25 protein-coding genes and 1 pseudogene are annotated in these 24,272 nt (G+C 72.1%); 10 read left to right on the top strand and 16 right to left on the bottom strand.

The window, feature by feature from the left end; all coding sequences use genetic code 11:
- Positions 1-50: 50 nt before the first annotated feature.
- The 4 genes and pseudogenes from ACGGCP_RS15835 to ACGGCP_RS15820 form a co-directional block, all read right to left on the bottom strand.
- Entirely contained in the window at positions 51-617 is a 567-nt protein-coding gene (locus ACGGCP_RS15835) for a TIGR03086 family metal-binding protein (protein ID WP_392967271.1), read from the bottom strand.
- Positions 606-1,079: pseudogene (locus ACGGCP_RS15830) on the bottom strand (SRPBCC family protein); the annotation flags it as partial. The gene ACGGCP_RS15835 and the pseudogene ACGGCP_RS15830, both read right to left, overlap by 12 nt.
- Positions 1,076-1,426: an ArsR/SmtB family transcription factor gene (locus ACGGCP_RS15825; protein WP_392966667.1), complete on the bottom strand. Its 351-nt coding sequence runs from the start codon at positions 1,424-1,426 to the stop codon at positions 1,076-1,078. The pseudogene ACGGCP_RS15830 and the gene ACGGCP_RS15825, both read right to left, overlap by 4 nt.
- A 157-nt stretch (positions 1,427-1,583) precedes the next feature.
- Complete coding sequence (locus ACGGCP_RS15820; RefSeq protein ID WP_392966665.1) at positions 1,584-2,561, bottom strand: glycoside hydrolase family 11 protein; 978 nt, start codon at positions 2,559-2,561, stop codon at positions 1,584-1,586.
- Positions 2,562-2,966: 405 nt separating this feature from the next.
- On the opposite strand from ACGGCP_RS15820, the gene ACGGCP_RS15815 reads away from it, so the two are divergent.
- From ACGGCP_RS15815 to ACGGCP_RS15800, 4 genes are read left to right on the top strand one after another with little or no spacing between them, the layout of a single operon-like run.
- Entirely contained in the window at positions 2,967-3,911 is a 945-nt protein-coding gene (locus ACGGCP_RS15815; RefSeq protein WP_392966663.1) for a hypothetical protein, read from the top strand.
- 58 nt (positions 3,912-3,969) lie between these two features.
- Positions 3,970-4,656 (top strand): DUF2306 domain-containing protein, encoded by a 687-nt coding sequence (locus ACGGCP_RS15810; protein ID WP_392966661.1) that lies wholly within the window; start codon positions 3,970-3,972, stop codon positions 4,654-4,656.
- A complete protein-coding gene (locus tag ACGGCP_RS15805; RefSeq protein ID WP_392966660.1) occupies positions 4,653-5,783 on the top strand; it encodes a sensor histidine kinase in 1,131 nt (376 codons plus the stop codon). The genes ACGGCP_RS15810 and ACGGCP_RS15805 overlap by 4 nt, the downstream gene beginning before the upstream one ends.
- Entirely contained in the window at positions 5,780-6,442 is a 663-nt protein-coding gene (locus ACGGCP_RS15800; RefSeq protein WP_392966658.1) for a response regulator, read from the top strand. The genes ACGGCP_RS15805 and ACGGCP_RS15800 overlap by 4 nt, the downstream gene beginning before the upstream one ends.
- Here the strand turns inward: ACGGCP_RS15800 and ACGGCP_RS15795 are convergent.
- Complete coding sequence (locus ACGGCP_RS15795) at positions 6,429-6,923, bottom strand: ArsR/SmtB family transcription factor (RefSeq protein WP_392966656.1); 495 nt, start codon at positions 6,921-6,923, stop codon at positions 6,429-6,431. The genes ACGGCP_RS15800 and ACGGCP_RS15795 overlap by 14 nt on opposite strands.
- 82 nt (positions 6,924-7,005) lie before the next feature.
- Here ACGGCP_RS15795 and ACGGCP_RS15790 point away from each other — a divergent pair, with 82 nt between their 5' ends.
- A complete protein-coding gene (locus ACGGCP_RS15790) occupies positions 7,006-7,956 on the top strand; it encodes a S41 family peptidase (RefSeq protein ID WP_392966654.1) in 951 nt (316 codons plus the stop codon).
- A 65-nt stretch (positions 7,957-8,021) separates the two neighbouring features.
- The gene (locus ACGGCP_RS15785; protein WP_392966652.1) at positions 8,022-9,608 is read left to right on the top strand and encodes a Na+/H+ antiporter; all 1,587 of its coding nucleotides are present in this window, start codon (positions 8,022-8,024) and stop codon (positions 9,606-9,608) included.
- Between the two features lie 159 nt (positions 9,609-9,767).
- Here the strand turns inward: ACGGCP_RS15785 and ACGGCP_RS15780 are convergent, their stop codons facing one another.
- The 3 genes from ACGGCP_RS15780 to ACGGCP_RS15770 all read right to left on the bottom strand — a co-directional run bounded on the left by ACGGCP_RS15780 (position 9,768) and on the right by ACGGCP_RS15770 (position 12,517).
- Positions 9,768-10,511, bottom strand: a complete 744-nt coding sequence (locus ACGGCP_RS15780) for a GNAT family N-acetyltransferase (protein WP_392966650.1) — start codon at positions 10,509-10,511, stop codon at positions 9,768-9,770.
- Between the two features lie 102 nt (positions 10,512-10,613).
- Positions 10,614-11,519, bottom strand: coding sequence for a hypothetical protein (locus tag ACGGCP_RS15775; RefSeq protein ID WP_392966648.1), 906 nt, complete (start codon positions 11,517-11,519; stop codon positions 10,614-10,616).
- Positions 11,516-12,517 carry an SPFH domain-containing protein gene (locus ACGGCP_RS15770; protein WP_392966646.1) on the bottom strand — a complete coding sequence of 334 codons (1,002 nt, stop codon included), beginning with the start codon at positions 12,515-12,517 and terminating at the stop codon, positions 11,516-11,518. Before ACGGCP_RS15770 ends, ACGGCP_RS15775 begins: the two co-directional genes overlap by 4 nt.
- Before the next feature lie 71 nt (positions 12,518-12,588).
- Here ACGGCP_RS15770 and ACGGCP_RS15765 point away from each other — a divergent pair, with 71 nt between their 5' ends.
- On the top strand, positions 12,589-13,263 hold the full coding sequence (locus tag ACGGCP_RS15765) for an NUDIX domain-containing protein (protein WP_392966644.1): 675 nt from the start codon (positions 12,589-12,591) through the stop codon (positions 13,261-13,263).
- Here the strand turns inward: ACGGCP_RS15765 and ACGGCP_RS15760 are convergent, their stop codons facing one another.
- Positions 13,264-14,466: a sulfotransferase family protein gene (locus ACGGCP_RS15760; protein ID WP_392966642.1), complete on the bottom strand. Its 1,203-nt coding sequence runs from the start codon at positions 14,464-14,466 to the stop codon at positions 13,264-13,266.
- Between the two features lie 147 nt (positions 14,467-14,613).
- On the opposite strand from ACGGCP_RS15760, the gene ACGGCP_RS15755 reads away from it, so the two are divergent.
- Positions 14,614-15,369 carry an NAD-dependent deacetylase gene (locus ACGGCP_RS15755; protein WP_392966641.1) on the top strand — a complete coding sequence of 252 codons (756 nt, stop codon included), beginning with the start codon at positions 14,614-14,616 and terminating at the stop codon, positions 15,367-15,369.
- Between the two features lie 9 nt (positions 15,370-15,378).
- On the opposite strand, the gene ACGGCP_RS15750 is transcribed toward ACGGCP_RS15755, so the two are convergent.
- The 5 genes from ACGGCP_RS15750 to ACGGCP_RS15730 form a co-directional block, all read right to left on the bottom strand.
- Positions 15,379-15,888: a DinB family protein gene (locus tag ACGGCP_RS15750; protein ID WP_392966639.1), complete on the bottom strand. Its 510-nt coding sequence runs from the start codon at positions 15,886-15,888 to the stop codon at positions 15,379-15,381.
- A gap of 156 nt (positions 15,889-16,044) precedes the next feature.
- Positions 16,045-16,590: a hypothetical protein gene (locus ACGGCP_RS15745; RefSeq protein WP_392966637.1), complete on the bottom strand. Its 546-nt coding sequence runs from the start codon at positions 16,588-16,590 to the stop codon at positions 16,045-16,047.
- A gap of 4 nt (positions 16,591-16,594) precedes the next feature.
- The gene (locus tag ACGGCP_RS15740) at positions 16,595-17,482 is read right to left on the bottom strand and encodes an alpha/beta fold hydrolase (RefSeq protein WP_392966635.1); all 888 of its coding nucleotides are present in this window, start codon (positions 17,480-17,482) and stop codon (positions 16,595-16,597) included.
- Positions 17,483-17,493: 11 nt separating this feature from the next.
- Positions 17,494-18,060 (bottom strand): TetR/AcrR family transcriptional regulator, encoded by a 567-nt coding sequence (locus tag ACGGCP_RS15735; protein ID WP_392966633.1) that lies wholly within the window; start codon positions 18,058-18,060, stop codon positions 17,494-17,496.
- A gap of 65 nt (positions 18,061-18,125) precedes the next feature.
- Positions 18,126-19,535, bottom strand: a complete 1,410-nt coding sequence (locus tag ACGGCP_RS15730) for a PLP-dependent aminotransferase family protein (RefSeq protein WP_392966631.1) — start codon at positions 19,533-19,535, stop codon at positions 18,126-18,128.
- Between ACGGCP_RS15730 and ACGGCP_RS15725 the strand changes: the two genes are divergently transcribed.
- A complete protein-coding gene (locus ACGGCP_RS15725) occupies positions 19,534-20,502 on the top strand; it encodes a DMT family transporter (protein ID WP_392966629.1) in 969 nt (322 codons plus the stop codon). The genes ACGGCP_RS15730 and ACGGCP_RS15725 overlap by 2 nt on opposite strands.
- Here the strand turns inward: ACGGCP_RS15725 and ACGGCP_RS15720 are convergent.
- Positions 20,447-21,868, bottom strand: a complete 1,422-nt coding sequence (locus tag ACGGCP_RS15720; RefSeq protein WP_392966627.1) for a dihydrolipoyl dehydrogenase family protein — start codon at positions 21,866-21,868, stop codon at positions 20,447-20,449. The genes ACGGCP_RS15725 and ACGGCP_RS15720 overlap by 56 nt on opposite strands.
- Before the next feature lie 126 nt (positions 21,869-21,994).
- On the opposite strand from ACGGCP_RS15720, the gene ACGGCP_RS15715 reads away from it, so the two are divergent.
- Positions 21,995-22,627, top strand: coding sequence for a hypothetical protein (locus ACGGCP_RS15715; protein ID WP_392966625.1), 633 nt, complete (start codon positions 21,995-21,997; stop codon positions 22,625-22,627).
- On the opposite strand, the gene ACGGCP_RS15710 is transcribed toward ACGGCP_RS15715, so the two are convergent.
- Positions 22,628-24,193, bottom strand: coding sequence for a ricin-type beta-trefoil lectin domain protein (locus ACGGCP_RS15710; RefSeq protein WP_392966622.1), 1,566 nt, complete (start codon positions 24,191-24,193; stop codon positions 22,628-22,630).
- Between the last annotated feature and the right edge of the window lie 79 nt (positions 24,194-24,272).

The following is a 24,272-nucleotide window of genomic DNA, read 5'->3' as shown; positions in this document are numbered from 1 at the left end:
CCGGGCCGAGACTATCCGCTCGCCCGGCCCGCCGCCGCCGGACGGCCCGCTCAGCCTTCGGGTCTCCACTGTGGATCGCGCCCGGTGAACGCCGCCAGCCTGTCCTGCGGGGACGCGTCGTCGGCGACGGGCACGGCCGGGCCGAACTGCCCGCTCTCGCGCATGAGCCCCTCGATCGGCGCCATCGCCTCCAGCGCGGCGAGGCACCGCTCCCGCTCCAGGTCGGGCTCGCGCCCGAGCGCCTTCGCGAGGTCCCAGGAGTGCATCCACACGTCGGGAGTGTAGAACTGGTCGATCGCCTCGTCGACCGGCTTGTCCCCGGTGTTGGGGTTGCTGAGCACGCGCCCGGCCGGGTCGTCCACGACGGCCTGGATCTCGGCGGCGTGCCGCTTCCAGGCGGCGACCGGATCGGCCTCGACGTCAAGGGCCGCAAGCGCGATGCCCGCTCCTTTGAGGAAGTCGCGCGGCCATTCGACGAGGTGCTTCACGACGTCGAGCGCGGTCCACTCCGCGACCGGGCTCGGCCGCGCCCAGTCGCCGGGGGCCGCGGTCTCGACCAGTTCGGTGATCCGGGCCGCGTCGCGCGCGTGCCGCGCCGAGGGGCCGTCCGCGAGCAGATCGTCGAGCTTCTCGTAGCCGTCGTTCACCCCGGTCTCCATGCCGCTGGCCAGGATGCCGTCGCGGGTGGCGAAGTCGGCGACCACGCTGAGTGTCCGCAGGCGTGTGCGCCCGCCCGCGAGCGGCTCGAACGTCAGGGTCTCGAGGGCGACGTTGTTGGGGTCGCCCTCGTAGGTGAATGTCCACACGATCCGCTCGTCCTGCCGCACTTCGTGGAAGCTGCCGTAGAACGCCGCGACCTCCTCGCCGCCCCGGTCGTTCGCGAACGCCCACGCCCCGCCGGTGCGGGCCTCCCACCGGGTGATCCGGGTGGTCGTCGTGTGCGGCCCGATCCACTTCGCATAGAGCTCCGGGTCGACGTGCGCGCGGAACACCTTGGCGGGCGGCGCGTCGAACTCCCTGGTGATCGCGATCGTCGGCGTCTTCGGATCGGCCGCGATCGCGGTCTCGTGCCTGGTCATGCTGCGTCCTTAGGGGTCTGGTCGTCCATGGTCTGCAGAAGCGCGTCGAGGCGCCGGTACCGCGCTTCGGCTTCGCGCCGGTACCGCTCGATCCAGTCGGTCATCGCGCCGAACGCCGCGGCGTTCAGGTGGACGGGGCGGCGCTGGGCGTCCCGGCTGCGGGTCACCAGTCCGGCGTCCTCGAGCACCTTGATGTGCTTGGAGACCGCCTGGAGGCTCATGTCGTACGGCTCGGCCAGCTCGCTCACGGTCGCGTCCGACGCGGCCAGCGCGGCGACGAGGCCGCGCCGGGTCGGGTCGGCCAGCGCCGCGAACGCCCGGTCGAGCTGTGTCACGCTCTCGCTCATAGTCCTCAACTCATCGGTTGAGCACGACGTTAGACGACCCGCGGATCGTTGTCAACCGATGGGTTGAATACGGTCTCCGGCAGGCAAGGCGAACGGCCGCCCGCAATCGCGGGCGGCCGTCGCACGGACCTCGGCTGCAGGGTTCGCCGAGGCCCCGCTACGCGCAGCCCACGGTCGGCCAGTTCCAGTTGCCGTTGGCCTGGATGGTGAGGCCGAAGGTGTTGCCGCTGCCGTTCGGGGTCGCGACGAGCTGCTGCGCGGACGGGTAGGACGCGTTGCAGTTCCAGGTCGCGATGACCTTCGCGGGCGAGGGGATGTTCAGCGTGGTCCGCCAGTCGCTCTTGCCGGAGACGGTGACGTTGAGGTTGTAGCGGTCGCTCCAGCGCTGCCCGGCCGAGAGCGTCGCGGTGCAGGCGCCGCCTCCGCCGCCGCCACCGCCGCCGGTGGTGCCGACGGTGATGTTGGAGTTGCCGCTGGACTGGTAGCCCTCGGTCGCCATGATCATGTAGTAGCTGAAGGCGCCCAGGTTCATCCCGGCGCGGGCCCAGGCGTCGAAGTGGGCGCCGGTGTCGATGCTGCCGGAGGTGCGCTTGCTCTGGCGGACGCTCCAGTACTGGTTGAAGGTCTTGGTGCCCTCCACCGACGGGGCGTTGTATCTTGTGGACTGCCCGAGCCAGTACGTGCCGCCGTTGATGGTGGCCGTGCCGCGGTTCGAGGCGCCGGTGCTGGGGTTGTACGGGCCGTACGATTCGACGATGTAGTACTCGACCAGCGGGTTCGAGGTCCAGCCGTACAGGGCCAGGTAGCCGTTGCTGCCGTGGTTGACGGTGCCGGTGTAGTCGACGACCCGGCGTCCGCCGTTGGCCCAGCCTTTGCCGCCGACCCAGTTGTTGGCGCCGTTCCACTGCGAGCTGTAGTTCCCGCCTGCGCCGAGAGTCATCGAGGCCGCGCCCTGGGTGTCGGTCCAGAACGAGTAGTAGTAGCCGTTGTGCGTGCCCTCCTGGTTGGTGGTGATGACCTGCTGGGCCTGGGCCGAGCCGGGGAGGAGCAGCCCGGATGCCCCGAGCGCGAGCGCGCCGGCGCCGCCGAGCAGCAGGCCGCGGCGGCTGAAGAGGCTGGGGGGTGGGTTGTCCATGGACATCCTGACTCCTTGCAAGGGTGCCGTGCGGTCCGCCGGAAGGCCGAACCGCATCGAGAGACATCTATCTCTTGATGGTGACCATCGTGGACCGCGGCCGAGAACGTGTCAATGACTTCCGGAAAACTATCGGAACTTTTCAATGTCTCAATCCGGAAATCCATCATCATCGCTACAGCTCAGGGGAACGCTCAAACGAGAACCTTCGAAATCCGCCACCCTGGCGCACCCAATTCCTTTCCTTGACCTTCGAAAGTTTCAGAAAATATCACTCTGTCGATCGCGGCCGCTCTGCATGCAAGAAGAGTGCGCGAACGTGGCCCGATCTGGGGAGTCGCGCCGCCCCGCGCCGAAATTACCCTTGAGTAACCACCAGGTCACCCCTCCTCGAAAGGCCGACCGATGACCACTGAAACCCCTTCCGCCGCTCCGCGATCGCTGTTCGCGCTCCGCGCCGTCCTCGCGATCCAGCTCGCCGTCCTCGTCGCGGGCGCCCTCTGGCTCTACCCGGTCCTGATGGACCTCCACGCGATGTCCTACGACTTCTCGACCGCCGACGCCCGCGCCGCGACCGCGCGCTACATCTGGCTGGTCGTCCCGCAGGCCGCGGTGCACCTGCTCGCCGCCGTCCAGATCGGACGCACCCGCTGGGGCGGACCGCTCCTCCTGGTCTCCATGGCCGCCACGGCGGTCCAGATCGCGATGCTCATGCCCTTCGTGCTCATCGCCGCGCCGTTCATCCTGGCGCTCATCCTCGAACTCGTCATCAGTGTCCGCCCGGCCACCCGCGAGGCCATCCGAGCGGGCGGCTCGCCCCGGCGCCCCTTCCTGCCCGAGTTGGCTGTCCTCCCCGCCGCCGCCGCGGTCACCGCCGTCCTCCTGGTATGGAACGCCCAGGTCAACGACCCCGAGAACCGCCACCCCGAACGCGAATTCAACGCCTCCGAAGCCCCGGCCCTCCTCGAAGCGGCCATCGCCGACCCGCTCACGGCCCTCGAAGGGGTCGAGGGCTTCCCCGCCGCCGATGACCATCTCGCCGACAGCATCGCGTGCGACGACCGCGACTCGGCGGACGAGGAGTGGTCCGAGTTCAGCCTCGTCTACTGGTACGACGAGAAGACCGCGACCTCCGGCCCCGGCGCCGACGCCATCGACACCATGCGCGACCACCTCCAGGACGACGGCTGGGAGATCACCAGCGACCAGGAGATCTTCATCGCCGAGGAGATCCCGCCGGGGCACGCCATCACCGCCGAACGCGAGGACGGCGTCCGGATCGAGTTCCAGGTCGCCGACGACACCACCCTCCTCGCGGTCCACTCCGGCTGCGTCCGCAACGCCGACTGAACCGGGTTAGGCCACATGGCTGAAGCGCCCGGGGCGCCCCCGGGCACACGATGGAGCCATGGAAACTCCTCGGCTCCAACGAAAGCCCGACACCCGCCCCCGCCGCGAATGGCCCATCGCGGCGGGGCTCCTCCTCCTCGCCCTCATCCCCTCGATCGCAGGCGTCGTCCGCGTCGACGAGATCGCGTCCGGTGCAACCGAAACCGCCGCGAACGCCCGCTTCATGCGCACGCCCCTCCCGGTGGTGCTCCACATCATCGGCGCCCTCGTCTACTCCATCGTCGGCGCCTTCCAGTTCCTGCCCCGCCTGCGCCGCGACCGCAACGCCTGGCACCGCTTCGCGGGCCGCTACCTCCTGGTCCCCGCCGGGTTCGTCGTCGCGGCCACCGGACTGTGGATGACCGCGTTCTACGACACGCCCTCCATCGACGACCGCGCCGTCGCCGTCTCCCGCTACATCGTCGGCGCCGCCATGCTCGCCTGCCTCGTCCTCGGGGTCGCCGCGATCGGACGCCGCGACTACTTCGCCCACGGCTCGTGGATGATCCGCGCCTACGCCCTCGCGCTCGGCGCGGGCACCCAGGTCCTCACCTCCGGCCCGCCGATGCTCCTCTTCGGCGAACCGGGCGAGCTCGCGCGGCTCCTCCAGATGGACGCCGCCTGGCTCCTCAACGCCCTCGTCGCCGAATGGGTCATCGCCCGCCGCCGCGCCGCCGCCCGGCGTCCTGCGACGATGGACGCGTGACCGACGTGGCGGCCTTGCGGCGCAGCATGAACGGCGCGTGGGCCCGGCCCCGCGCCGCCGGAGCCGACGGCCCGCGCCCGCGCGACGCGGTGCTCATCGCCCTCGCCGCCCTCGCCTGCGTCTTCGAAGGCGCGGCGCGCCCCGACCTCGCCTGGCCCGTCGCGACCACCGCCGCGACGATCGCGATCCTCCCGGTGCTGCTGTGGCGGCGGACCCGGCCGCTCGCCAGCGCGGTCCTGCTGGCCTGCGCCACCTCGGCCCTCGCCGCCGCGCACGCCGCCCCCGGGATCGAACCGAACGCGCTGTTCACCACGTTCGTGTTCCTCACCGTCCCGTACGCCCTCTTCCGCTGGGGCTCAGGCAGGGACAGGATCCTCGGCGGCGCCGCGACCGCCGCCGGGCTCGTCCTCTCCAGCTCGCTCGGGACCGATCCTGCGGCGGACATCGCCGCCGGAGTCGCGTTCATGGGCGGGGCCTGCCTCATCGGGGCGCTGCGGCGCGAGCGCCTGGAGTCCCGGGCGCGCCTGCTCGACTCGGTCCGGGCGCGCGAGCGCGAGGCGCTGGCCCGCGACCTCCACGACACTGTGGCGCATCACGTCTCGGCGATCGTGATCCGCGCGCAGGTGGCGGGCGCGGACCCGGATCTGGTGCCGGAGTCGCTGGCGGTGATCGAGCGCGAGGCGCAGGCGGCGCTGGGGGAGATGCGGTCGCTGGTGCGGACCCTGCGCGCGCCCGCGGAGTACGCGCCGATGGCCGGCCTGCCCGAGCTCGCCCGTCTCGCCGATCCCGGCCCGCCCGAGGTGACCGTGCGGATCGAGGCGGCGGAGGAGCTTCCGGCGGTCGTCGCGTCGACGCTGTTCCGGATCGCGCAGGAAGGCGTCACGAACGCGCGCCGCCACGCCCGCGACGTCTCCACTGTCGACATCCACGTGTCGGTCGGCGCGGACGCGGCGGGCGTCGTCGTCCGCGACGACGGCGCTCCGGTCCGCTCGGCGTCGGACGGCGGGCACGGCCTGCGCGGTATGGCGGAGCGGGCGGCGCTGCTCGGCGGCGACGTGGACGCCGGTCCCGACCCGGCCGGAGGATGGACGCTGCGGGCGTCGCTGCCGTTGGGGGACAAGGGATGATCCGGGTGATCGTGGCCGACGACCAGGAGCCGGTGCGCACCGGCCTGCGCCTGCTGCTCGACGCGCAGCCGGGCATCGAGGTCGTCGGCGAGGCCGCCGACGGTGTCGAGGCGGTCCGGCTCGCGCAGCGCGTCCGCCCCGACGTGGCCCTCGTGGACATCCGGATGCCGGGGCTGAACGGCATCGAGGTCACGTCGCTCCTGGCGGGCGACCGGGTCGCGGAGCCGATCGCGGTCGTCGTCATCACCACGTTCGACCTCGACGAGTACGTGCACGGCGCGCTCCGCGCCGGCGCGAAGGGGTTCCTGCTCAAGGAGGCTGGCCCGCACCTGATCGGCGAGGCGGTGCGCGCGGCCGCGAACGGCGACGCGCTCATCGCGCCGCAGGTGACGCTGCGGCTCCTCGGCGAGTTCTCGCGCCCGGCGAAGGCCGTGCGGCAGCCGTCTGCGCCGCTCACCGCCCGCGAGGAGGAGGTGCTGGCGCTGCTCGCCGCAGGCCTCACCAACACCGAGATCGGCGAGCGGCTGTACCTCTCGCTCGGCACGGTGAAGACGCACATCGCGGGCGTGCTGGCGAAACTCGGCGTCCGCAACCGCGTCGAGGCGGCGATGTGGGCGTACGAGTCGGGCCGCGCGGACGGCTCCGTCAACCGCGACTGACCGGCCCCGGCCGGTAGAAGCCGACCAGGACGCCGTGCCGGGCCTCGCCGGGCTCGTCTTCGACCTCGGCCGCAAGGGTTTCGAGGGTCTCGCGCAGCCGCCGCGCCTGCGCCGGGCCGAGGCGGACGCTGCGCAGGACGAACAGCGAGTCGTCGTCGGTGGCCATCTCGTCGGCGACGGCCGCGAGCGCCGCCTTCGTGGTCTCGCCGTCGCTGAAGTCGAGCTTCGTCGCGGCCCGCCGGTAGTGCTGCTCGGTGCCGCCCCTGACCTGCCGGGTGCCGTCGAGTCGCACGAGCCCGGCTTCGAGCAGGATCTTCAGGTGGTGGCCCGCGCTGCCCTTGCTGATGCCGAGCTCGGCCGCGAGCCCGCTCAGCGTCGCGGTCTCCCTGCCGATCGCGAAGAGCAGGCGGTGGCGGACCGGGTGCCCGAGCGCCCGGAACTGCTGCGGGGTCGCGATCGCGATCGCATCGGGGTCGTCCATGAAATCAAGTGTCCAGAAAACTGGACTCTTTGTCAAATCGGTGGTTCACTACTAGACATCACCCGCCCCGTTGGAGGTCCCTATGTCCGCCGTCATCCCCCAGATCGTGAAACTGCTCGACGAGCACTACGTCTTCCCCGAGGTCGCCGCCGCAGTCGGCGCGGTCCTCACCGAGGCGGCCGCCGAAGGCCGCTACGACGGCGCCGACGACGCGCGCCTCGCCGAGCTCGTCACCGCCGACCTGCAGTCGGTCAACAACGACCTCCACCTGCGGCTCGTCCACTCCGCGACGGAACTCAGCGACACCCACGACGACGACGAGACCCAGATGCGGCAGATGGGGGAGTGGAGCGACCTCACCTGCGGCGGGGTCGCGAACGCGCAGCGCCTCCCCGGAAACGTCGGCCTGCTGTCGATCGCCCCGCTGATGTTCCCGCCCGCGGTCGCGGGCGACCAGGTCGCCGCCGCGATGCGGCTCCTCGCGACCGCCGACGCGCTCATCCTCGACCTGCGCGAGTGCCTCGGCGGCGACCCGAACATGGTGACCTGGCTCTACAGCCACCTCACCGACGCCGAACCGGTGCAGCTCTCCGGCATGGCCTTCCGCGACCCCGAGCGGTTCACGCAGCTGTGGACCTCGCACGTCCCCGGCCCCAAGTTCGGCGGCGTCAAGCCCGTGTGGGTCCTGACCAGCGCGAAGACCTTCTCCGGCGGCGAGGCACTCAGCTTCGACCTGCAGGAGCGCGGCCGGGCCGCCGTGGTCGGCGAGCGGACCCGCGGCGGCGCGCACCCGCGCGACGGGTTCAAAGTGGCCGCACACCTCGAACTCACCGTCCCCGTCGCACGCTCGGTCAGCCCGATCTCGGGCGGCAACTGGGAGGGCACCGGCGTCGTCCCGGACGTCCCGACCGCCGCGGCCGACGCCCTCGCCGAAGCCCACCGCCGCGCCCTGGAGACCGTGGCCGCCCTCGGCGGCGAGGGCTTCCGCGCCCAGGTCGCCGCCGAAGCGGCCCAGGCCCTCGCGACGCAATAGCCCGACCGTAGGCGGGCCGAGGGGAAACCACCCGGCCCGCCCGGGCTTGCGGCAGGATACTGCTCATGCTGGGCCTCGAACTCATCGTCGTGATCGGCGCGGCGCTGGTCGCCTGCCGGATCGCCGCGCAGCGCACCGGGATCGCCGCGCCCGTGCTCCAGCTCGGAGTGGGCGTGCTCCTCGGGCTCATCCCCGCGTTCGGGGTCCTCGAGCTGCCGTCCGAAGTGGTCCTCCTGCTGTTCCTGCCCGCGCTGCTGTGGTGGGAGGCGTTCAACACCTCCCTGCGCGAGATCCGCCGCTACCGGCGCGGCATCTTCCTCACCAGCACGATCCTCGTCGTCGTCACCGCGGCCGCCGTCGCCGCCACCGCGCACGCCTTCGGCATGCCCTGGGGCCCGGCATGGGTCCTCGGCGCGGCCCTCGCACCCACCGACGCGACCGCCGTGAACGTCGTCGCCCGCTACCTGCCCCGCCGCCAGATCATGGTCCTGCGCGCCGAGAGCCTCGTCAACGACGGCACCGCCCTCGTCGTCTTCGGCCTCGCCGTCGGCGTCGTCGTGGGGGAGGAGCACCTGAGCCTCGCGCTCGTCGGCTGGGAGTTCCTGGTCTCCTACGCGGGCGGCATCGCCGCGGGCGTCCTCTCGGCCCTGTTCTGGGTCTGGCTGCGCCGCAAGGTCACCGACACCCTGACGGCCTGCACGATCTTCTTCCTCATCCCGTTCACCGGGTACCTCCTCGCCGAGTTCATCCACGCCTCCGGCGTCCTCGCGGCGGTCGCGGCCGGGCTCATCGTCAGCCAGACCAGCCCCGTCTACGGCTCCGCCCCGGCCCGACGCCAGGTGTTCGCGACGTGGGGGTTCGCGACGTTCCTGCTCAACGGCGCCCTGTTCGTCCTCATCGGCATCGAGTCGCAGGCGGCCCTGCGCGGCATGGAAGGCGCGGACCTCGCCCAGGCGGTCGGCCTGGTCGCCGCGATCGCGCTCGTCCTCGTCGGTGTGCGCCTCGCGTTCCTGTACGCCTCGGCCTACCTCATCCGGCTCATCGACCGCCGCCCGCAGCAGCGGCTCCTGCGCGTCTCCAACCGCTCCCGCATCGTCTCGGGCCTGTCGGGCTTCCGCGGCGCGATCTCACTGGCCATCGCGATCGCCGTGCCGACGACGATCAGTTCGGGCGCGCCGTTCCCGTCCCGCGACGTCATCGTGTTCACGACCTTCGGCGTCATCTGTGTCATGCTCCTGCCCGCGTTCTTCCTCCCGGCCGTGATCCGCTGGGCCGACCTGCCCGCCGACACCGAGCCCGACGAGGAGCTGCAGTACGCGAAGGTGCAGACCTCGAACGCCGCCGTCGAGGCCCTGCCGCGCCTGGCCGCCGAACTCGACGTCCACGCCGACGCCTTGGCGCGCCTGCAGTCCGAGATGCGCGAACACCTCGACTTCCTGGAGTCCGACCCCGAAGAGGAAGGGCCCGACACGATCCCGCGCGTGCGCGGCGACTACGACCGGCTGCGCCTGGCCGTCCTCGCCGAGAAGCGCGCGGTCCTCGTCATGCTCCGCAACGAGCGGCGCATCGACGACGCCGTGCTCCGCCAGATGCAGTACCGGCTCGACATCGAGGAGATGCGCCTCCTCGAAGACCCCGACGAAGAGGACTAGGGGGTGTTTACGAACCCCTGACGGCCGCTATCCGGCCCGTTTGCCCGCTCGCTTCGTTGTCGGCCCTCCAGATACAACACCGGTATCTGGAGGGCCTTCCGCCTTGCGAGCGAACAAACGGACTCGGATACCGACTCGCCGGGGGTTCGTAAACACCCCCTAGGCCCTGGTCGAGGACCACCACGTCGACGGCGCGGCCGCCGAGAACCCCAGCTTCTCGTACAGCGGCACGCCGAGCTTCGAGGCCGTGAGCGTCACCGGCACGTCCGCCAGCGGCTCCAGCGAACCGAGCATGACGGCCCGCCCGATGCCCTTCGACCGCGCCGCCTCGGTCGTCCCGACCCAGTAGTGGCTGCCGAAACCGTTGGCGGCCACGGTGACGCACGCCCCCGCGACCTCGCCGTCCACCGACGCGACATAGAGCGCGACGCCCGGCTCGTCGAGCAGCGCCGCCGGGAACATCTCCCCGGGCCGGTACGGCTCGAACCGGTCCAGCCCGAAGCTCGCGATCACCGCCCTCTCGGCCCCGCGCAGGTCTGACGCGTCCCGGACCCGCCGCACCGCGACGGCGGGCGCCTCGACCGCGCCGGGCGGCCTGAGCATCACCGGCATCTGCCACGAGCCCATCCCCAAGTGCGCCAGCGCGGTCGAGCTGAACGGGTCCTCCATGTCGACCAGGCCGGCCGCCGAACGCCGCAGCTCCGCGACCTCCTCCAGCTCCTCGGCCGTCAGCTCCGGCTCCTGGATCAGCACACGCACTCCGGCGCGGTCGTCACCGCGCACCGCCAGGAAACCGCGCCGCCGGATCACCTCGTGCCCGCGCGAGCGGCCGGTGGCGGCCCAGAACGCGGCGGAGTTGCGGGCCTGCAGCCGAGACGCCTCGGCCAGATCGGGAATCGTCATGCCCGCAACGATTCCCTATCCGCCCCACGCCCGCTCGCCCAGGGCCCGCCCCCGCAAGGGACGCAAGGCGACCGCCGCAGCCGACGCCGCGGCGGCCTCCCGCTACTCCGGAACGACCAGGTGCAGATGCCTTGCGGCCAGCCCGATCACGACCTGCTGGCCCCACGTGACCGTCAGGTGGTCCGACTCGACGCCGTCCGCGAACACCACGAGTCGCTCGCTCTCGCACACCAGCCGCAGCTCCTCGCCCGCGCGCAGCAGCCCCGCCGTCAAAGTCGCGCCAGTCGCCGGCGACGGCCACGCCTCCCGCACGAACCACGACAGCGACGGCTCCTCCGGACCAGGCAGCCCCCGGCTCCAGCCCCGGTCGGCCGCGATCGACGCCGTCCAGCCCGTTGCACCCGTACCTGTCCCGACCAGGACACCCGACGAGGACTGGCGCTCCTCCCTGCCGTCCGCCCGAACGAGCCGGTACCGCGCTGACTGGTGCGAACCGTGGCCCGCGTAGATCTCGTTGAGCCCGGCCAGCTCCTGCCCGTCGTCCAGCCGCGCCGACACCATCGACAACCGCCGCACCACGGCGGCCTCGGCTGCCGCCGCCCTGAGCGCGGCCCCGACCTCCTCGGCGCGGAACCGGATGAGCACGCCCGGGTTGCGCCCCGGCTCCGGGTCGACGCCCAGCACCGGCTGGCCCGACAGGTACTTGGCGAGGTTCGCCACGAGCCCGTCCTGCCCGACCGCGACGACGATGTCCTCGGGCCCGAACAGGAACCGCGGCAGGTCCTCCCGGTCGACCCGGCCGCGGCGCCAGTCGGCCGGGACCGCCGCGTCCACAGTGGTGAGCGCCGCCTCCAGTGCCTCGTGCCGGGCCGCGACCTCGTCCAGGTCGCGGCCGCGCTGGCGCAGGAAGTGCTCGGCGGCCGCGCGGGTGCCGTGCCGCACGAGCAGCTCGTCGAGCTCGCTGCGGCGGCTGACGACCACCACGCGCGGTGCCAGGGTCGCGCTCATCGCGATCCGTCGGCGAGCCGCGAGAGCGTGCCGGTCAGCAGGTCCGGCGTGATCGTGATCTGCCCGATCTCGGGCAGCTGGCCCGCGAGCTCGCGCAGCGCGAGCGCCTGGAGCACCGACGGCGGCAGGTCCCGGTACGCGGCCAGGCGGGCCGCCTCCGACTCCGCTTCGGCCGCGCCGACGGCGCGCACCTTGTCGGCCTGGGCGGACGCGAGCGTCCGCTCCCGTTCCGCTTCACCTTGGGCCGCAGCCAGTCCGGCGGCGGCCGCGAGTTCGGCCTGCCGCTGCGCGTTGGCGCCCCGCTGCTCCACGAGCTGCTGTTCGCGCCGGGCGAGCTCGATCTTGTTCTGCAGCTCGTTCTCGGCGATGGCCCGCTCCTGCTCGACGGCCTGGGCCCGCCGCGAGTACGTCGCCTTGTCCGCGTCCTGCTGCACCGCTTCGCGAGTGGGGGTCTGCAGCGACCGCTCCAGCTCCGGTTCGGGCCGGACCGCGACGACGCGGGCGCTGACGACGGCCACGCCGATGTCGGCCAGCCGCGCGTCCTCGGCGAGCGCGGCCGCGACGTCCTCCCGTAGCTGCGGGACGGCGCTGGTGAGCGCTTCGGCGAGCGGCAGCCGGGCGAGCAGGTCGATCGCGGGCTGCTGCGCGAGCTCGGTGAGGAGGGTCGCGACCTGGTCGAGCGGGCGGGCGCGGGCCTGGCCCCGGTAGGGGTCGACGGAGAAGTCGAGGCGGGTGGCGGCGAGCGCGGGGTCGTCGATCCGGTAGGTCACGGTGGCCTGCACGGTGACGTCGGCGAAGTCGGCGGTGCGGGCGTGGAACATCAGGGGCAGTTCGCGGTCGTCGACGGGCACTTCGGAGAGCACGGCGACGAGCGGGCGGTACCAGAACGACTGGCTGGTGCCTTCGCGGGAGGTGCGGCCGCGCTTCTGGCACCTGACCCAGACGGTGGGGGTGCCGCGCAGGTGGCGCAGGAAGAAAAGCTTGGTGACATCGGCCATGGGGTGGACCTCCTATTTTCTCGTCACTCTGACGATAATCCTTGTGATAGGTTATCGTCAAGGTGGTGATAATGAGTTATCCGGTGTTTGCCGTCACTGTCGACCTCGTGGTCCTCACGGTCCGCGACGGCGAGTTGAACGCGCTCCTCGTCGAGCGGGGCATCGAGCCCCACCTCGGCCGCTGGGCCCTGCCCGGCGGCTTCGTCCTCGGCGACGAGGACCTCGACGCCGCCGCGCGCCGCGAACTGGGCGAGGAGACCGGCCTCGACGGCCCCGCCGGGCACCTCGAGCAGCTCGGCAGCTACGGCGAGCCCGGCCGCGACCCGCGCGGCCGCGTCGTCACCGTGGCCTACCTGGCGCTCCTGCCCGACCTGCCCGCGCCCGTGGCGGGCACGGACGCGGCAGCCGCCGCCTGGACGCCGATCGGCAAGCACGGCCTCGCGTTCGACCACGACCGCATCCTCGCCGACGGCGTCGAGCGGGCCCGCTCCAAACTCGAGTACACGCCGCTGGCGACGGCCTTCTGCCCGCCCGAGTTCACGATCGCCGCGCTGCGCCAGGTCTACGAGGCGGTCTGGGGCGAGCACCTCGACCCGCGCAACTTCCACCGCAAGGCCACGACCACGCCGGGCTTCGTCGAGCCCACGGGCCGCTCGACGGGAGGCGAGCCGGGCCGCCCGGCCCGCCTCTACCGCCGCGGAGACGCCACCCTCCTCAACCCCCCGATCCTCCGCCGGGGCCAGTGACTAGTCGAGGCGGAGCTTCTCGACCATGCGCGGGTAGTCGCCGAAGGCCTCCTCGACCTGGCCCGGGTTGAGGCCGTAGCGGGCGAGCTCGTACTCGTGCTGGCGGCCGATGCCGGGGCGGGCGAGGACGGAGTCGAGGGTGCGGGCGTCCGCCTCGGTCCATTTGGCGCCCAGGCGTTCGTACAGGAGCGGCACCTTGTCGTGCGGCTCGGCGGCGAGCCACGGGTAGGGGACGTCGATGAACGAGGAGCGAGGCCAGTCGACGCGGGCCTTGCGGGCGCGCTCGATCGCGGTCGACTGGATCCGGAGCCAGGTCTCGCCGATCGCGTGCAGGTCGGGGCTGCGCTCGTGCATGACCTGCGAGGACTCCACGAGCGAGCACAGGGAGCCGAGCACGGTGATCGGGTCGCGGTGCGTCCACACGATCTGCGCGTCGGGGAACACCTTGCGGATCTCGGGCAGGTGGTCGAGGTGCATGGGGGACTTGAGGATCCACCGCTTGCGCTCGCGTCCGAACTGGAGGACCTGCAGCGCGAGCTTCAGGTACTCGTAGTCCGGCAGCGCGTCCCGCTGCTCGATCCACTGGTGGTACTTCGGCATGTGGACCCGCGCGATGTGCTGCGTGCCGTGCGGCAGCAGGTAGTTGCACTCGTCAGGCTTCTGGGCGTTGAGCGGGTGGATGACCTTGAACGCCGGGGCGAGCCGCATGAACGTGCCCACGAGGCGCTCGGTCTGCCTGATGCGGCGGACCCGGGCCTCCTCGCCGCGATCGATGTCGGTGAACATCCACTCCCACAGCGCCGGGCCGCGGTGGTCGGCCGACTTCGCGATGATGTTGTGCGCCAACGTGGTCGCGGTGCGGGGGAGGCCGACGATGAAGACGGGCCGCTCGATCGGCTCGGACTCGATCTCGGGATGCTCGGCGACGACCCGCTGCACGCGGAGGCGGTTCTCCACGCGCAGGCGCAGGTCGCCCTGGACGCTCTGCCAGCCCATCGGGCTCAGACGGGGGCTCGCGGCGAAGTTCCTGTTCAGGAGCCGCATGCCGTCGAGGAACTCGCCGACCGCGGCCGGGTCGCCGCCGGTGGCGCGCGCGGACTTGGCGACGATACCGTCGAAGATCTTGTCAGGGTCGCGTCGGCTCGACATGGTCGGCTGCAGCAGCACGTTGAGGACGCTCGTGGTCATGGACTTGCGGCGCATAGGGGTTGCTTTCCGTCCGTGGGGGTCTGAACGGGCGCAATTCTCGCAGTAACGCACCGGCCCTGTCCAGTGCCGAACGGTGATCTTCAGTCCGCTTCGCCCATCATCCGGGTTCGCCCCCCGAGCCCTTGCGGTACGTTCCGTCAGATGAGCACGAGCACCACCGCCGAGGCGGCCCGCTGGTTCCGCGAGGCCGCCTCGATCACCGTCCTCACCGGAGCCGGGGTCTCCACCGACTCCGGCATCCCCGACTTCCGCGGCCCCCAAGGGGTCTGGACCAAGAACCCCGCCGCCGAGAAGCTCTTCACCATCGACAACTACCTCGCCGACCCCGACGTGCGCCGCCAGGCCTGGGCCGCCCGGCTCGCCAGCCCCCTCTGGACCGCCGAGCCCAACACCGCCCACCGCGCCCTCGCCGACCTCGCCCGCACCGGACGCCTCCGCGCCATCGTCACCCAGAACACCGACGGCCTCCACCAGGCCGCCGGCACCGACCCCGGACGCGTCATCGAGATCCACGGCACCGCCCGCGACGCCGCCTGCCTCGACTGCGGACACCGCCTCCCCATGGCCGACGTCCTGCCGAGACTCGAAGCGGGCGAGACCGACCCGCCCTGCCTCGCCTGCGGCGGCATCCTCAAGTCGGCGACCATCTCCTTCGGACAGCAGCTCGACCCCGACGTCCTCGACGCCGCCGCCGACGCCACCCGCGACGCCGACCTCTTCGCCGCGATCGGCACGTCCCTCGGCGTTTACCCGGCCGCCGGGCTCTGCGACTACGCGCTGGCCCACGGTGCCCGCCTCGTCATCGTCAACGCCGAGCCCACGCCGTACGAGGAGGTCGCCCACGCGGTGCTGCGCGGGCCGATCGGTGCGACCCTGCCGGGCCTTCTCGGCGTGTAAGCCTGGGGCTCAACTCGATTCGAGGAGCCCGCGCACGTACATGGCCTGCCCGGTGTGCTGCTGGTTGTCGTTGACGACGCTCACCAGCCGCACCCCGAGGGTCACCGCCGGGTCCCAGCGCGTGTCAACGATCCGGTCGAGGTCGGCGGGGACGAGCGCGGCGACGTAGCCGAGCGTCGCGGCGTGCACCGCGTCGTAGTACCCGCGCAGCTCGCTCGCCTTGACGCCCTTGACTTTGCCGACCTGATCGCTCGTGTGCCCGTACCCGATGTCGCGCGACTCCAGTCCGAGCGCGAACCGCTCGTGCCAGTCGTCGGCGATCCAGGTCTGCTCCCGCCCGGCCACGTCCGCGACATGGTCGTCCTGGACCCGCGCGATGTGCCACACCAGCCAGCCGATCGAGTTCGCCCCGGGCCCTGGCCGCGTGTCCAGGTCCTCCTGCGACAGGCCCTCCAGAACGGCATGGACCTCCTCTTGCACGCGGCTGAACGCGTCCGTGAAGACTCCGCTGATGTCCATGGGCTCTCCTGACCTCCGAAATCCGATGGTGATTCGCCTTGTGTTCGAGAACGATGTTTTGTCGCACCCGTATGGGAGGGTGTCCTTTTCACTGGTAGTGGTGAAGGTGGGATAGGGAGGGTACCCGGGGCCGCCCGTATGGGCGCGCCGACTCGCCTAGCCGCGCTTGAGGACCGCCGCACCCGTCGCCCAGAGGGCCACGGCCGAACCGAATCCGGCCACCGCTCCGGCGAGGACGGTCCCGCCCGCACCGGCGGCGACGCCCGCGATCCCGGCGATGATCATCGCGTAGCCGGTCCACTTGTACTTCGGTTCGTCGAAGGCCGGGGCGAGCGGGATGAAGTGCGCGCCGACGATGGCCGCGATCGTGCCCGGCAGGAACGCGGTGAGGTCCAGGGCGCGGAGCGCGAGGATCGCCGCGACGATGAGCACGACCTCGAACGCGATCCAGATGCCGTACCGGCGGCCCCAGTCCTTCGGCAGCTCGCGCGGGCGCTCCCGCTCGGTGGCGACGCGCGGGACCGCGACGACCAGGCCCACGCTGATGATTACGGCGATCGCGAGCCCGATCCAGTACGGTGCGCCGTCGCCGAGCAGGCCGGCGCCGCCGATGAACCAGCCGAGGCCGAAGAACGCGCAGATCGTGACGCCGTTGCGGCGCATGTCGCGGCTCATCTTCTCTGGTGCTGTAAAGGTTTCCACGGTCTTAGTGTGACGGAACGCGACTCATGCTCGCGTCGAGGAGCGCCTTGAGCGCTTCCGCGAACTGGGTCGGGCGCTCGACCGAGCCGAGGTGCCCGCCCGGCAGCTCGGTCAGCGGCAGGCCGAGCCGGGACGCGAGCGCGGCGGCGGTCTGGAACGGCAGGTCCGAGCGGGAATCGATGCCAGCGGCCAACACCAGCCGGTCTGCGTGTGCCGCGAGCCCGGCCAGATCCGGGTCGTAGCCGGTGAACTGGACCAGCACGTGCTCCAGGAACAGCGGTTGCAGGTCGCCGAGACGGCCGAACAGTTCCAGGAGTTCGGGCGTCGGCGGTTCGGGCGCGGTGTCGGCGTAGTGCTCGGCCCAGGTGCCGAAGCGGCGCAGCGAAGGCGGCTCGAATCTGATGCCGGTGTCGACCATCGTCGCGGCCATGATCGCCCCGGCCCCGGCGAAGTCCCCGGCGCGCGCCGCCTCCCGGACCGAGGCGATCTCGGCCCGCAGCCGCGCGGCCTCCGGCAGCAGGTTCACCAGCGGCGGTTCATGGACGACCGCGAGCCGCACCCGCTCGGGGTGGCCCGCGAGCAGTTCGAGCGTCGTGATCGCGCCCGCGCTGAAGCCGAACACGATCGGAGCCTCGTCGAACAGCGCGTCGATCACGGCCACCGCGTCTTCGGCGTGGACCTTCGGGTGCTGGCCGCCGAGGACGAAGCCCGGCCGCTGCGCCGAGGCGACCCGCGTGCTCATCGTGACGACGTCGAAGGCGTCGCCCAGTTCGGCCGCGAGGCGTGCGAGGACGCCGCCGTTGCCCGAGCCGCCCGGAATGAAGAGCAGCGGCGGGCCGCCGCCCGTGCGCTCGTACTCCACAGTGGTGTTCTCGATGTCGATGGCGTGCATGTGGTTCGCTCCTATCTCGGCCAGTCGGTCAGGGTGCGGTGGAGCGCGTCGACCGCGCGCCGCCACGACGCGTCCAGGGAACGGTCGGCGGTGAACCCGCCCGTCGCCTCCAGGTCGCTGAAACCGTGGAAGGTGCTGCGCAGCAGCCGGACCGCGTCGGTCGCGTCGGGTTCGGGCAGGTCGTAGCCGCGCAGCAGCGCGTAGCAGGCCTCGATGATGCGCGTGACGCCTGTGGAGGCCGCGAGCCTGTCGGGCGCGATCGGATGCCGGGTCGCGGCGTACCGGCCCGGGTGCCCGGTCGCGAAGGCGCGGTACGCGTCGGCGAACGCCGTCAGGGCCGCATGGCCCGAGCGCCCGGCCACTGCGCGCTCCAGGACCTCCGCCCACTCGTCGTGAGCGAGGAGCGCGACGCCCTCCATGAGGTCGGCGAGGCCGCGCACGTGGGTGTACAGGCTCGCGTCGCGCACGCCGAACCGCTTGGCCAGCACGGCGAGCGTCAGGTGCTCGAAGCCGATCTCGTCGGCGGTGTCGGCCGCCGCCTCGATCAGGGCGTCACGGGTGAGTCCTACACGCGGCATGGTTTCCTAACCTTCCTAGGTTCTATCCTAAGGTACCTAGGTTTCGGCGCCGCGCCAACTCCTTTTCACCGCTGCTCGTCCAAGGCCGCCTGCAGCAGCCGGGCCGCCTCGCCGAACCGGTCCGGGGCCGGGCCCGAGAAGTTGACCCGCACGTACGGCCCGGCGGGCTCGGCCGGGAACCACTCCGTCCCCGGCGCGATGAGCAGCCCGCGCGACTCGCAGTCGCGCACCAGCCGTTCGACATCGACGCCCTCAGTCAAGCGCAGCCACAGGTTGAGCCCGCCCGCCGGGACGCGTTCGAGCCGCACCCCCGGCGCGTGCTCCCGCAGCGCCCCCACCAGCAGGTCCCGCCGCAGCCGCACCTGGTTCCTGAAGCCCCGCAAGTGGTTCCGCCACCCCGGCTGCGTCACCACGTCCAGCGCCGCCGCCTGCAGCACCCCGCTCACGTACATCGCCTCCGAGCCCTGGTCGGCCGCGATCCGGTCCCGCACCGGCCCCCGCGCGACCACCGCCGCCACGCGCAGCGCCGGGGACACGCTCTTCGTGAGCGACCGCAGATACACCACGTGCCCGCTGTCGTCAAGGGCCGCAAGAGGAGCCGGATCCGCGTCGATCGCCAGGTCGTGCGCCCAGTCGTCCTCGACGAGGAACGCCCCGTGTCTCCGCACGACCTCCAGCACGTCCCGCCCCCGGCCCGGCGACCACTGCACACCCGTCGGGTTCGCGAACGTCGGCTGCGCGTAGAACGCCCGCGCCCCCGTCCGCCGGAACGCCCGGTCCAGCTCCTCCGGGTCCGGACCCTCAGGGCCGCTGGGGATCGGCACCAGCTCGAGCCCGGCCTGCTCGGCCCCGAGGATCGCGCCCCAGTACGTGGGCGACTCGATGAGCAGCGGACTGCCCGGGCCCACGACCGAGCGGAACACCGAGCCGAGCCCGCTCTGGCTGCCCGACACGATCATCACGTCGCGGGCCGTCGGCGCGGCCACCCCCGCCGCAGCGGTGCTCCCCAGTTCCGCCGCGAACCACGCCTGCAGCTCCGGCAGCCCGCGCACCGGCGAACGTGTCAGCGCCGCTTCGGACTTCGCCGCCCGCGCCAGCGCGGCCCGCACCATCCGCTCCGGCAGCAGCTCCCGGTCCGGATAGCCCGAGTGCAGGCTGATCGCGTCCGGAGCGGCCGAACGCTGCGTCGACGACACCACCGGCAGCCGCGCGTGCGGCGAGCCCAGCGCCGCCGTCTGCCACCCGAAGTCCACCGGGCGCGGCGCGCGCACCGCCCGCACGAACGTCCCGACCCCGGGCCGGCTCTCCACCAACCCAAGGGCGTTGAGCGCGTGCATCGCCTTCTGCACCGTCACCGGGCTCGCGCCGTACTCGCTCATCAGCTCCCGGTTCGTCGGGACCTTCGCCCCCGGCGGAGCGGCCCTGATCCATTCGCGCAGGCCGTCCACGATCCGCTGAGTGCTACCATTCGACATGAAGATAGAGAGTAGCACTATCGTTCCCTTGCGGCCCGCGCTATCGCAGCGCGCGGGCCTGTGGTGGGGCCTCCTCGGGGTCCTGGCGTTCTCGTTCACCCTCCCGTTCACCCGCGTCGCCGTCGAAGGCCTCTCGCCCCTGTTCATCGGCTCCGGCCGAGCGGTGGTCGCGGCGATGCTCGCTGCGGTCGCGCTGGCGGCGACACGGCAGCGCCTTCCCTCTGCGGCGCAATGGCTCCGGCTCGCGGTCGTCGCGGGCGGCGTGGTGCTCGGCTTCCCACTGCTCACCTCGTACGCGCTCACGACCGCTTCGGCCGGGCACGGCGCGGTCGTGGTCGCCCTGCTCCCGGCGGCGACGGCGATCATGGCGGTGCTGCGGGTGCGGGAGCGCCCGTCCGCTCGGTTCTGGACGTTCGCCGGTCTCGGCGCGGCCGCCGCGGTGTGCTTCGCGGCCCTGCAGGGCGGCGGGCTCGGGTCCCTGGGCGCCACCGACCTGCTGCTGTTCGGCGCGGTGGCGGCCGCCGCGGTCGGGTACGCCGAGGGCGGGCTGCTCGCGCGCGAGCTCGGCTCCTGGCAGACCGTGTCGTGGGCGCTGGTCCTCGCGTCCCCGGTGATGATCGCCTTGGGCGGCATCGCGATAGCGCAGGAGCCGCCGTCGGCGACGCCCGTGCAGTGGCTCGCGTTCGCCTACCTCGCGGCGGTGAGCATGTACCTGGGGTTCTTCGCCTGGTACCGGGGGCTCGCGATCGGGCCGATGGCGCAGGTCAGCCAGGTGCAGCTGACGCAGCCGGTGATGACGATCGCCTGGGCCGCACTGATACTGGGCGAGCCGCTCACGGTGCCGACGGTCGCGGGCGGGCTCGCCGTGATCGCGTGCGCGGGGCTGGCCGTGCGCGCCCGCCTCGCGGGGGTCAGGCCGAGTCCGGCCGTCCGTACTCCTCGAGCAGCCGCAGCCAGATCTCACTGACGGTGGGGTAGGCCGGGACGGCGTGCCAGAGGCGGTCGACCGGGATCTCGCCGACGATCGCCGTGGTGGCCGCGTGCACGAGTTCGGCCACGTCGGGGCCGACGAAGGTCGCGCCGATCATGACGCCGCGGTCCTCGTCGACGATCATCCGGGCCGCCCCCTGGTAGTCGTCGCGGGCGATGCTGGACCCCGCGACCCAGCCGAGGTCGTAGTCGACGACGCGGATCGTCTTCCCTTGCGCGCGTGCCTGGTCGGCGGTCGGGCCGACGGCCGCGACCTCCGGGTCGGTGAACACGACCTGGGGGACGACGCCGTGGTCGGCGGTGGCGACGTGCGCGCCCCACGGCGCGTCGTCCACAGGGCGGCCCTTCGCACGGGCGGCGATCACGTCGCCCGCCGCGCGCGCCTGGTACTTGCCCTGGTGGGTCAGCAGCGCCCGCCCGTTGACGTCGCCGACCGCGTACAGCCAGTCGAAGCCGTCGACGCGCAGCGTGTCGTCGGTGGCGAGCCGTTCGCCGGGGTCGAGGCCGATCGTCTCGAGGCCGAGGTCGGCCGTGTTGGGCCGGCGGCCGGTGGCGACGAGGAGTTCGGCGGCGGCGACGGTGCCCTTGTCGGTCTCGAGCAGGACGTCCCCTTCGGTGCGCTCTACTCGCGATGTCGTTGCGTGCGTGAGGATGTCGACGCCCTGTTCGCGCAGCGCGTCGGCGACGCGCTCGGCCGCGAACGGCTCGACGCTGCCGAGGAGGCCTTCCTTGGCGACGACGGTGACGGCCGCTCCGAGCGCCCGGAACGCGGTCGCCATCTCGACGGCGATGACGCCGCCGCCGAGGATCGCGAGGGACTTCGGCACGGACTTCGCGCTGGTCGCGTCCCGGCTCGTCCACGGTTTCGCTTCGCGCAGACCGGGAATGTCGGGGACGACCGGGGTCGACCCGGTCACCAGCGCGACCGCGTGCCGGGCGCGCAGGACCGTGGTACTCCCGTCGTTCGCGGTCACCGTGACCTCGCGTTCGCCGGTCAGCCGCCCGTGGCCGCGGACGAGGCCGATGCCCGCGCTGTCGAGCCAGTCGACCTGGCTCTCGTCGTTCCAGTCGTGGGTGATGGCGTCGCGCCTGCGCAGGACCGCGGGGACGTCGAGGCCGCCCGCGGTGACGCCGGGGAGCGCCTGCGCGGCGCTGAGGACCTGCACCGGGCGCAGGAGGGCCTTGGAGGGCATGCACGCCCAGTAGGAGCATTCGCCGCCCACGAGCTCGCTCTCGACGATCACCGTCTCGAGCCCGCCCTTGACGGCGCGGTCGGCGACGTTCTCGCCCACCGCTCCCGCTCCGATCACGACCAGGTCGACTTCGCGTACCTCGGCTGCCATGCGTTCCCGCCCCTTCCGCTGCGTCCCGAAAGCGAAGCCTACGCGCCTCGTCGCCCGCGCGGCACGCTTCCGAGCCCTGGGCCACTACTATGTGGAGCGGTCGCCCCGCACCCCTTGGAGCCCGATATGACCTACCCGCAGTCCCGAGGCGCTAACCACCGCATGCTCTGGCTCGCGTGCGGGGCGGTGCTCGTCGCGCTCGCCGTGATCATGGCGGCGGTGCTGTACCTCGTGCGCAACGACGAGCAGGCCGAGCTCGCGGCGTCCGCGACGTCGGAGGAGGCCGTGCCCGCCGAGGTCACCGTCGAGCTCTGCGAGGAGTTCGAGCCGTCCGGCATCGCCGATGTCGTGCCCGAGACCGACACGGGCCGCACCGATGCCGACATCGGCCCCGACGAGGACAACGCCGAGATCGAGACGACGCTGACGTGCTGGTGGGGCGACCAGTCGCAGTGGACGGGCTGGGTCCTGATGCGGCTGTGGCCGACCGAGCAGGGCGCCGCGACCGCGGTGGAGAACAACCGGGCGGGGAGCGAGGGGGCCGGGATCGCGACCGAGGACTGGGGCGAGGGCTTCACGGCGGTGATCGCCCAGGACGACGGCCGCGAGCTGTTCGGCGTGATCGACTCGTACGGCAGGGTCGAAGCGCACGTGTACGCGTTCATCGACCCTGCCGTGCACCTCGAGGACGCGATGTGGACGGTCCTGGAGGAACTGCAGACGCAGTGCGAGGCGGTCTTCGCCCCGTTCGTCTACTAGCTAGTAGACGCTCGATCCGATCCAGTCGTCGTAGCCGTACCCGGCCGGGTCGGCGTAGTTCCGGTCGGCGGGCTTGACCGCGCTCGCGCCGCACTGGTTCAGGACCAGCGCCGCCCCGGTGCCGGTGCCGTCGAAGCCGAGGCACAGGCTCGGGCTGCCGACCGGGTGGATCCTGGTGGCGTTCACGGTGAACTGCTGGTTGAGGCCGCCGTGGCAGTCCCACAGGACCAGCGGGGTCCCGGCCCGGACGCGGCCGCCCTCGACGTCCACGCAGCGGTCGTGGCTGAGCTCGACGTGCAGCGAGCCTTCCGCCGCGTCGAACCAGAAGCCCTGGTTGCGGGCCCCGTTGCAGTTCCACGCGATGAGGTCGGTGCCGTTGCGCGAGTCGTACCCCTCGGCGTCGGCGCACAGGCCGGACGCCTTGAGGTCCTGGAACTCCAGCAGCCCTTCATAAAGCGTCGCACTGCCGGTGCTCGCGGTGTCGACGCACGTCGACGTCTCCCAGTCGGGGTGCTCGTAGAACTCGGTGATGCACTGCGCGAACGCGCCGTGCCCGAGGTAGTTGGGGTGCAGCGACTGCCGGAACGCGTGCTCGGAGGGCAGCTCGCCCACTTCGACGTAGACGCCGCGCGCCCACGGCTCCGCCTCGCACACACCGTGCCCGTCGAAGAGGCGCTGCGCGTCGAGGTAGCGCGCGCCCTTGCCCAGGGCCGCTTCGCGGATCCCGGCCTCGAACAGCGGCACGGCCTTGTTGCGCGCGAACGCCGCGTCGGCGAGGTAGAGCAGGCACCCGCCCGCGTACCAGCCCGGGAAGTCCGGGTTGTCCTCCACGTCGGGCCCGCCCGGGCTCGGGTAGGACATGACGACGAGGTCGTAGTCGCTCGCGAGGTACCCGGCGTCGGTCATGGTCTGGCGCACGCCGTCGATGGCGTTCTCGACCCCGTCCTGGCTGACCTCGACGCGGGCCTCCCAGCTGTCGGTGTGGCCGTCCCAGCACGGGCCGAGGAACAGGATCCGGTTGGTGGCGCACTCGGTGGCGACGGGGCCGAACTCGATGCCGCCTTCGTCGTTGGCGCCCACCACGATCCACACGAGCTTGACGTGGGTGTTGCGGGCCTTGACCGCGAGCTGGTCGCCCTGGTTGAGCTCGTCCCACTGCGTCTGGCCGGTGCTCTGGATCAGGTGCGGGGACGCGGCGCCGGAGCACGCGAGGTTGTACTGCCGGTCGCTCTCGATGCCGGTGCGGAACAGCGCCTGGTCGAGCGAGCGGTCGCACCAGTTCCCGTCCTCGTGGGTGCCGGGCTCGTAGTTGCCGACGCCTTCGCCGGAGATCTCGCTGTCGCCCATGGAGACCAGCGAGGTCTGGCGCTGTTCGAGCGGCCGGATGCCGGGGCTGCCGTACAGCTCGGTGGCTTCGGCGGCGCGGAGGGTTTCGAGGTGGTCGGGCAGCGGCACGGGGTCGGGCCGTACCGCCGCCTGGGCCGATGAGGCCATTGTGGAGAGTGAGAGGGTGCAGAGCACCGCTGCGGCCAGCGCAGCGGTGATCCGGTTCCGGGGAGTGGACATGGCAGTCTCCTGTTCGGAAACATCGCAGTCGACGGATCGTAGATGCGAGACTACCGTTACTCCGCGGTAATGTGAAGAT

The organism is Glycomyces sp. NPDC048151 (genome assembly GCF_043202775.1).
In the GTDB taxonomy this organism is placed as follows: domain Bacteria; phylum Actinomycetota; class Actinomycetes; order Mycobacteriales; family Micromonosporaceae; genus Glycomyces.
Note: the sequence above shows the minus strand (reverse complement) of the source record. Positions and strands in the feature narration are given on the sequence as shown.

Coding starts and splice junctions, on each gene's coding strand:
- ACGGCP_RS15790 (WP_392966654.1), top strand. CDS start 7,006: ATGTCCGCCGTCATCCCCCAGATCGTGAAACTGCTCGACGAGCACTAC.
- ACGGCP_RS15710 (WP_392966622.1), bottom strand. CDS start 24,193: ATGTCCACTCCCCGGAACCGGATCACCGCTGCGCTGGCCGCAGCGGTG.
- ACGGCP_RS15820 (WP_392966665.1), bottom strand. CDS start 2,561: ATGGACAACCCACCCCCCAGCCTCTTCAGCCGCCGCGGCCTGCTGCTC.
- ACGGCP_RS15765 (WP_392966644.1), top strand. CDS start 12,589: ATGAGTTATCCGGTGTTTGCCGTCACTGTCGACCTCGTGGTCCTCACG.
- ACGGCP_RS15780 (WP_392966650.1), bottom strand. CDS start 10,511: ATGACGATTCCCGATCTGGCCGAGGCGTCTCGGCTGCAGGCCCGCAAC.
- ACGGCP_RS15770 (WP_392966646.1), bottom strand. CDS start 12,517: ATGGCCGATGTCACCAAGCTTTTCTTCCTGCGCCACCTGCGCGGCACC.
- ACGGCP_RS15730 (WP_392966631.1), bottom strand. CDS start 19,535: ATGTCGAATGGTAGCACTCAGCGGATCGTGGACGGCCTGCGCGAATGG.
- ACGGCP_RS15725 (WP_392966629.1), top strand. CDS start 19,534: ATGAAGATAGAGAGTAGCACTATCGTTCCCTTGCGGCCCGCGCTATCG.
- ACGGCP_RS15815 (WP_392966663.1), top strand. CDS start 2,967: ATGACCACTGAAACCCCTTCCGCCGCTCCGCGATCGCTGTTCGCGCTC.
- ACGGCP_RS15715 (WP_392966625.1), top strand. CDS start 21,995: ATGACCTACCCGCAGTCCCGAGGCGCTAACCACCGCATGCTCTGGCTC.
- ACGGCP_RS15810 (WP_392966661.1), top strand. CDS start 3,970: ATGGAAACTCCTCGGCTCCAACGAAAGCCCGACACCCGCCCCCGCCGC.
- ACGGCP_RS15785 (WP_392966652.1), top strand. CDS start 8,022: ATGCTGGGCCTCGAACTCATCGTCGTGATCGGCGCGGCGCTGGTCGCC.
- ACGGCP_RS15800 (WP_392966658.1), top strand. CDS start 5,780: ATGATCCGGGTGATCGTGGCCGACGACCAGGAGCCGGTGCGCACCGGC.
- ACGGCP_RS15795 (WP_392966656.1), bottom strand. CDS start 6,923: ATGGACGACCCCGATGCGATCGCGATCGCGACCCCGCAGCAGTTCCGG.
- ACGGCP_RS15740 (WP_392966635.1), bottom strand. CDS start 17,482: ATGCACGCCATCGACATCGAGAACACCACTGTGGAGTACGAGCGCACG.
- ACGGCP_RS15760 (WP_392966642.1), bottom strand. CDS start 14,466: ATGCGCCGCAAGTCCATGACCACGAGCGTCCTCAACGTGCTGCTGCAG.
- ACGGCP_RS15735 (WP_392966633.1), bottom strand. CDS start 18,060: ATGCCGCGTGTAGGACTCACCCGTGACGCCCTGATCGAGGCGGCGGCC.
- ACGGCP_RS15755 (WP_392966641.1), top strand. CDS start 14,614: ATGAGCACGAGCACCACCGCCGAGGCGGCCCGCTGGTTCCGCGAGGCC.
- ACGGCP_RS15775 (WP_392966648.1), bottom strand. CDS start 11,519: ATGAGCGCGACCCTGGCACCGCGCGTGGTGGTCGTCAGCCGCCGCAGC.
- ACGGCP_RS15720 (WP_392966627.1), bottom strand. CDS start 21,868: ATGGCAGCCGAGGTACGCGAAGTCGACCTGGTCGTGATCGGAGCGGGA.
- ACGGCP_RS15825 (WP_392966667.1), bottom strand. CDS start 1,426: ATGAGCGAGAGCGTGACACAGCTCGACCGGGCGTTCGCGGCGCTGGCC.
- ACGGCP_RS15750 (WP_392966639.1), bottom strand. CDS start 15,888: ATGGACATCAGCGGAGTCTTCACGGACGCGTTCAGCCGCGTGCAAGAG.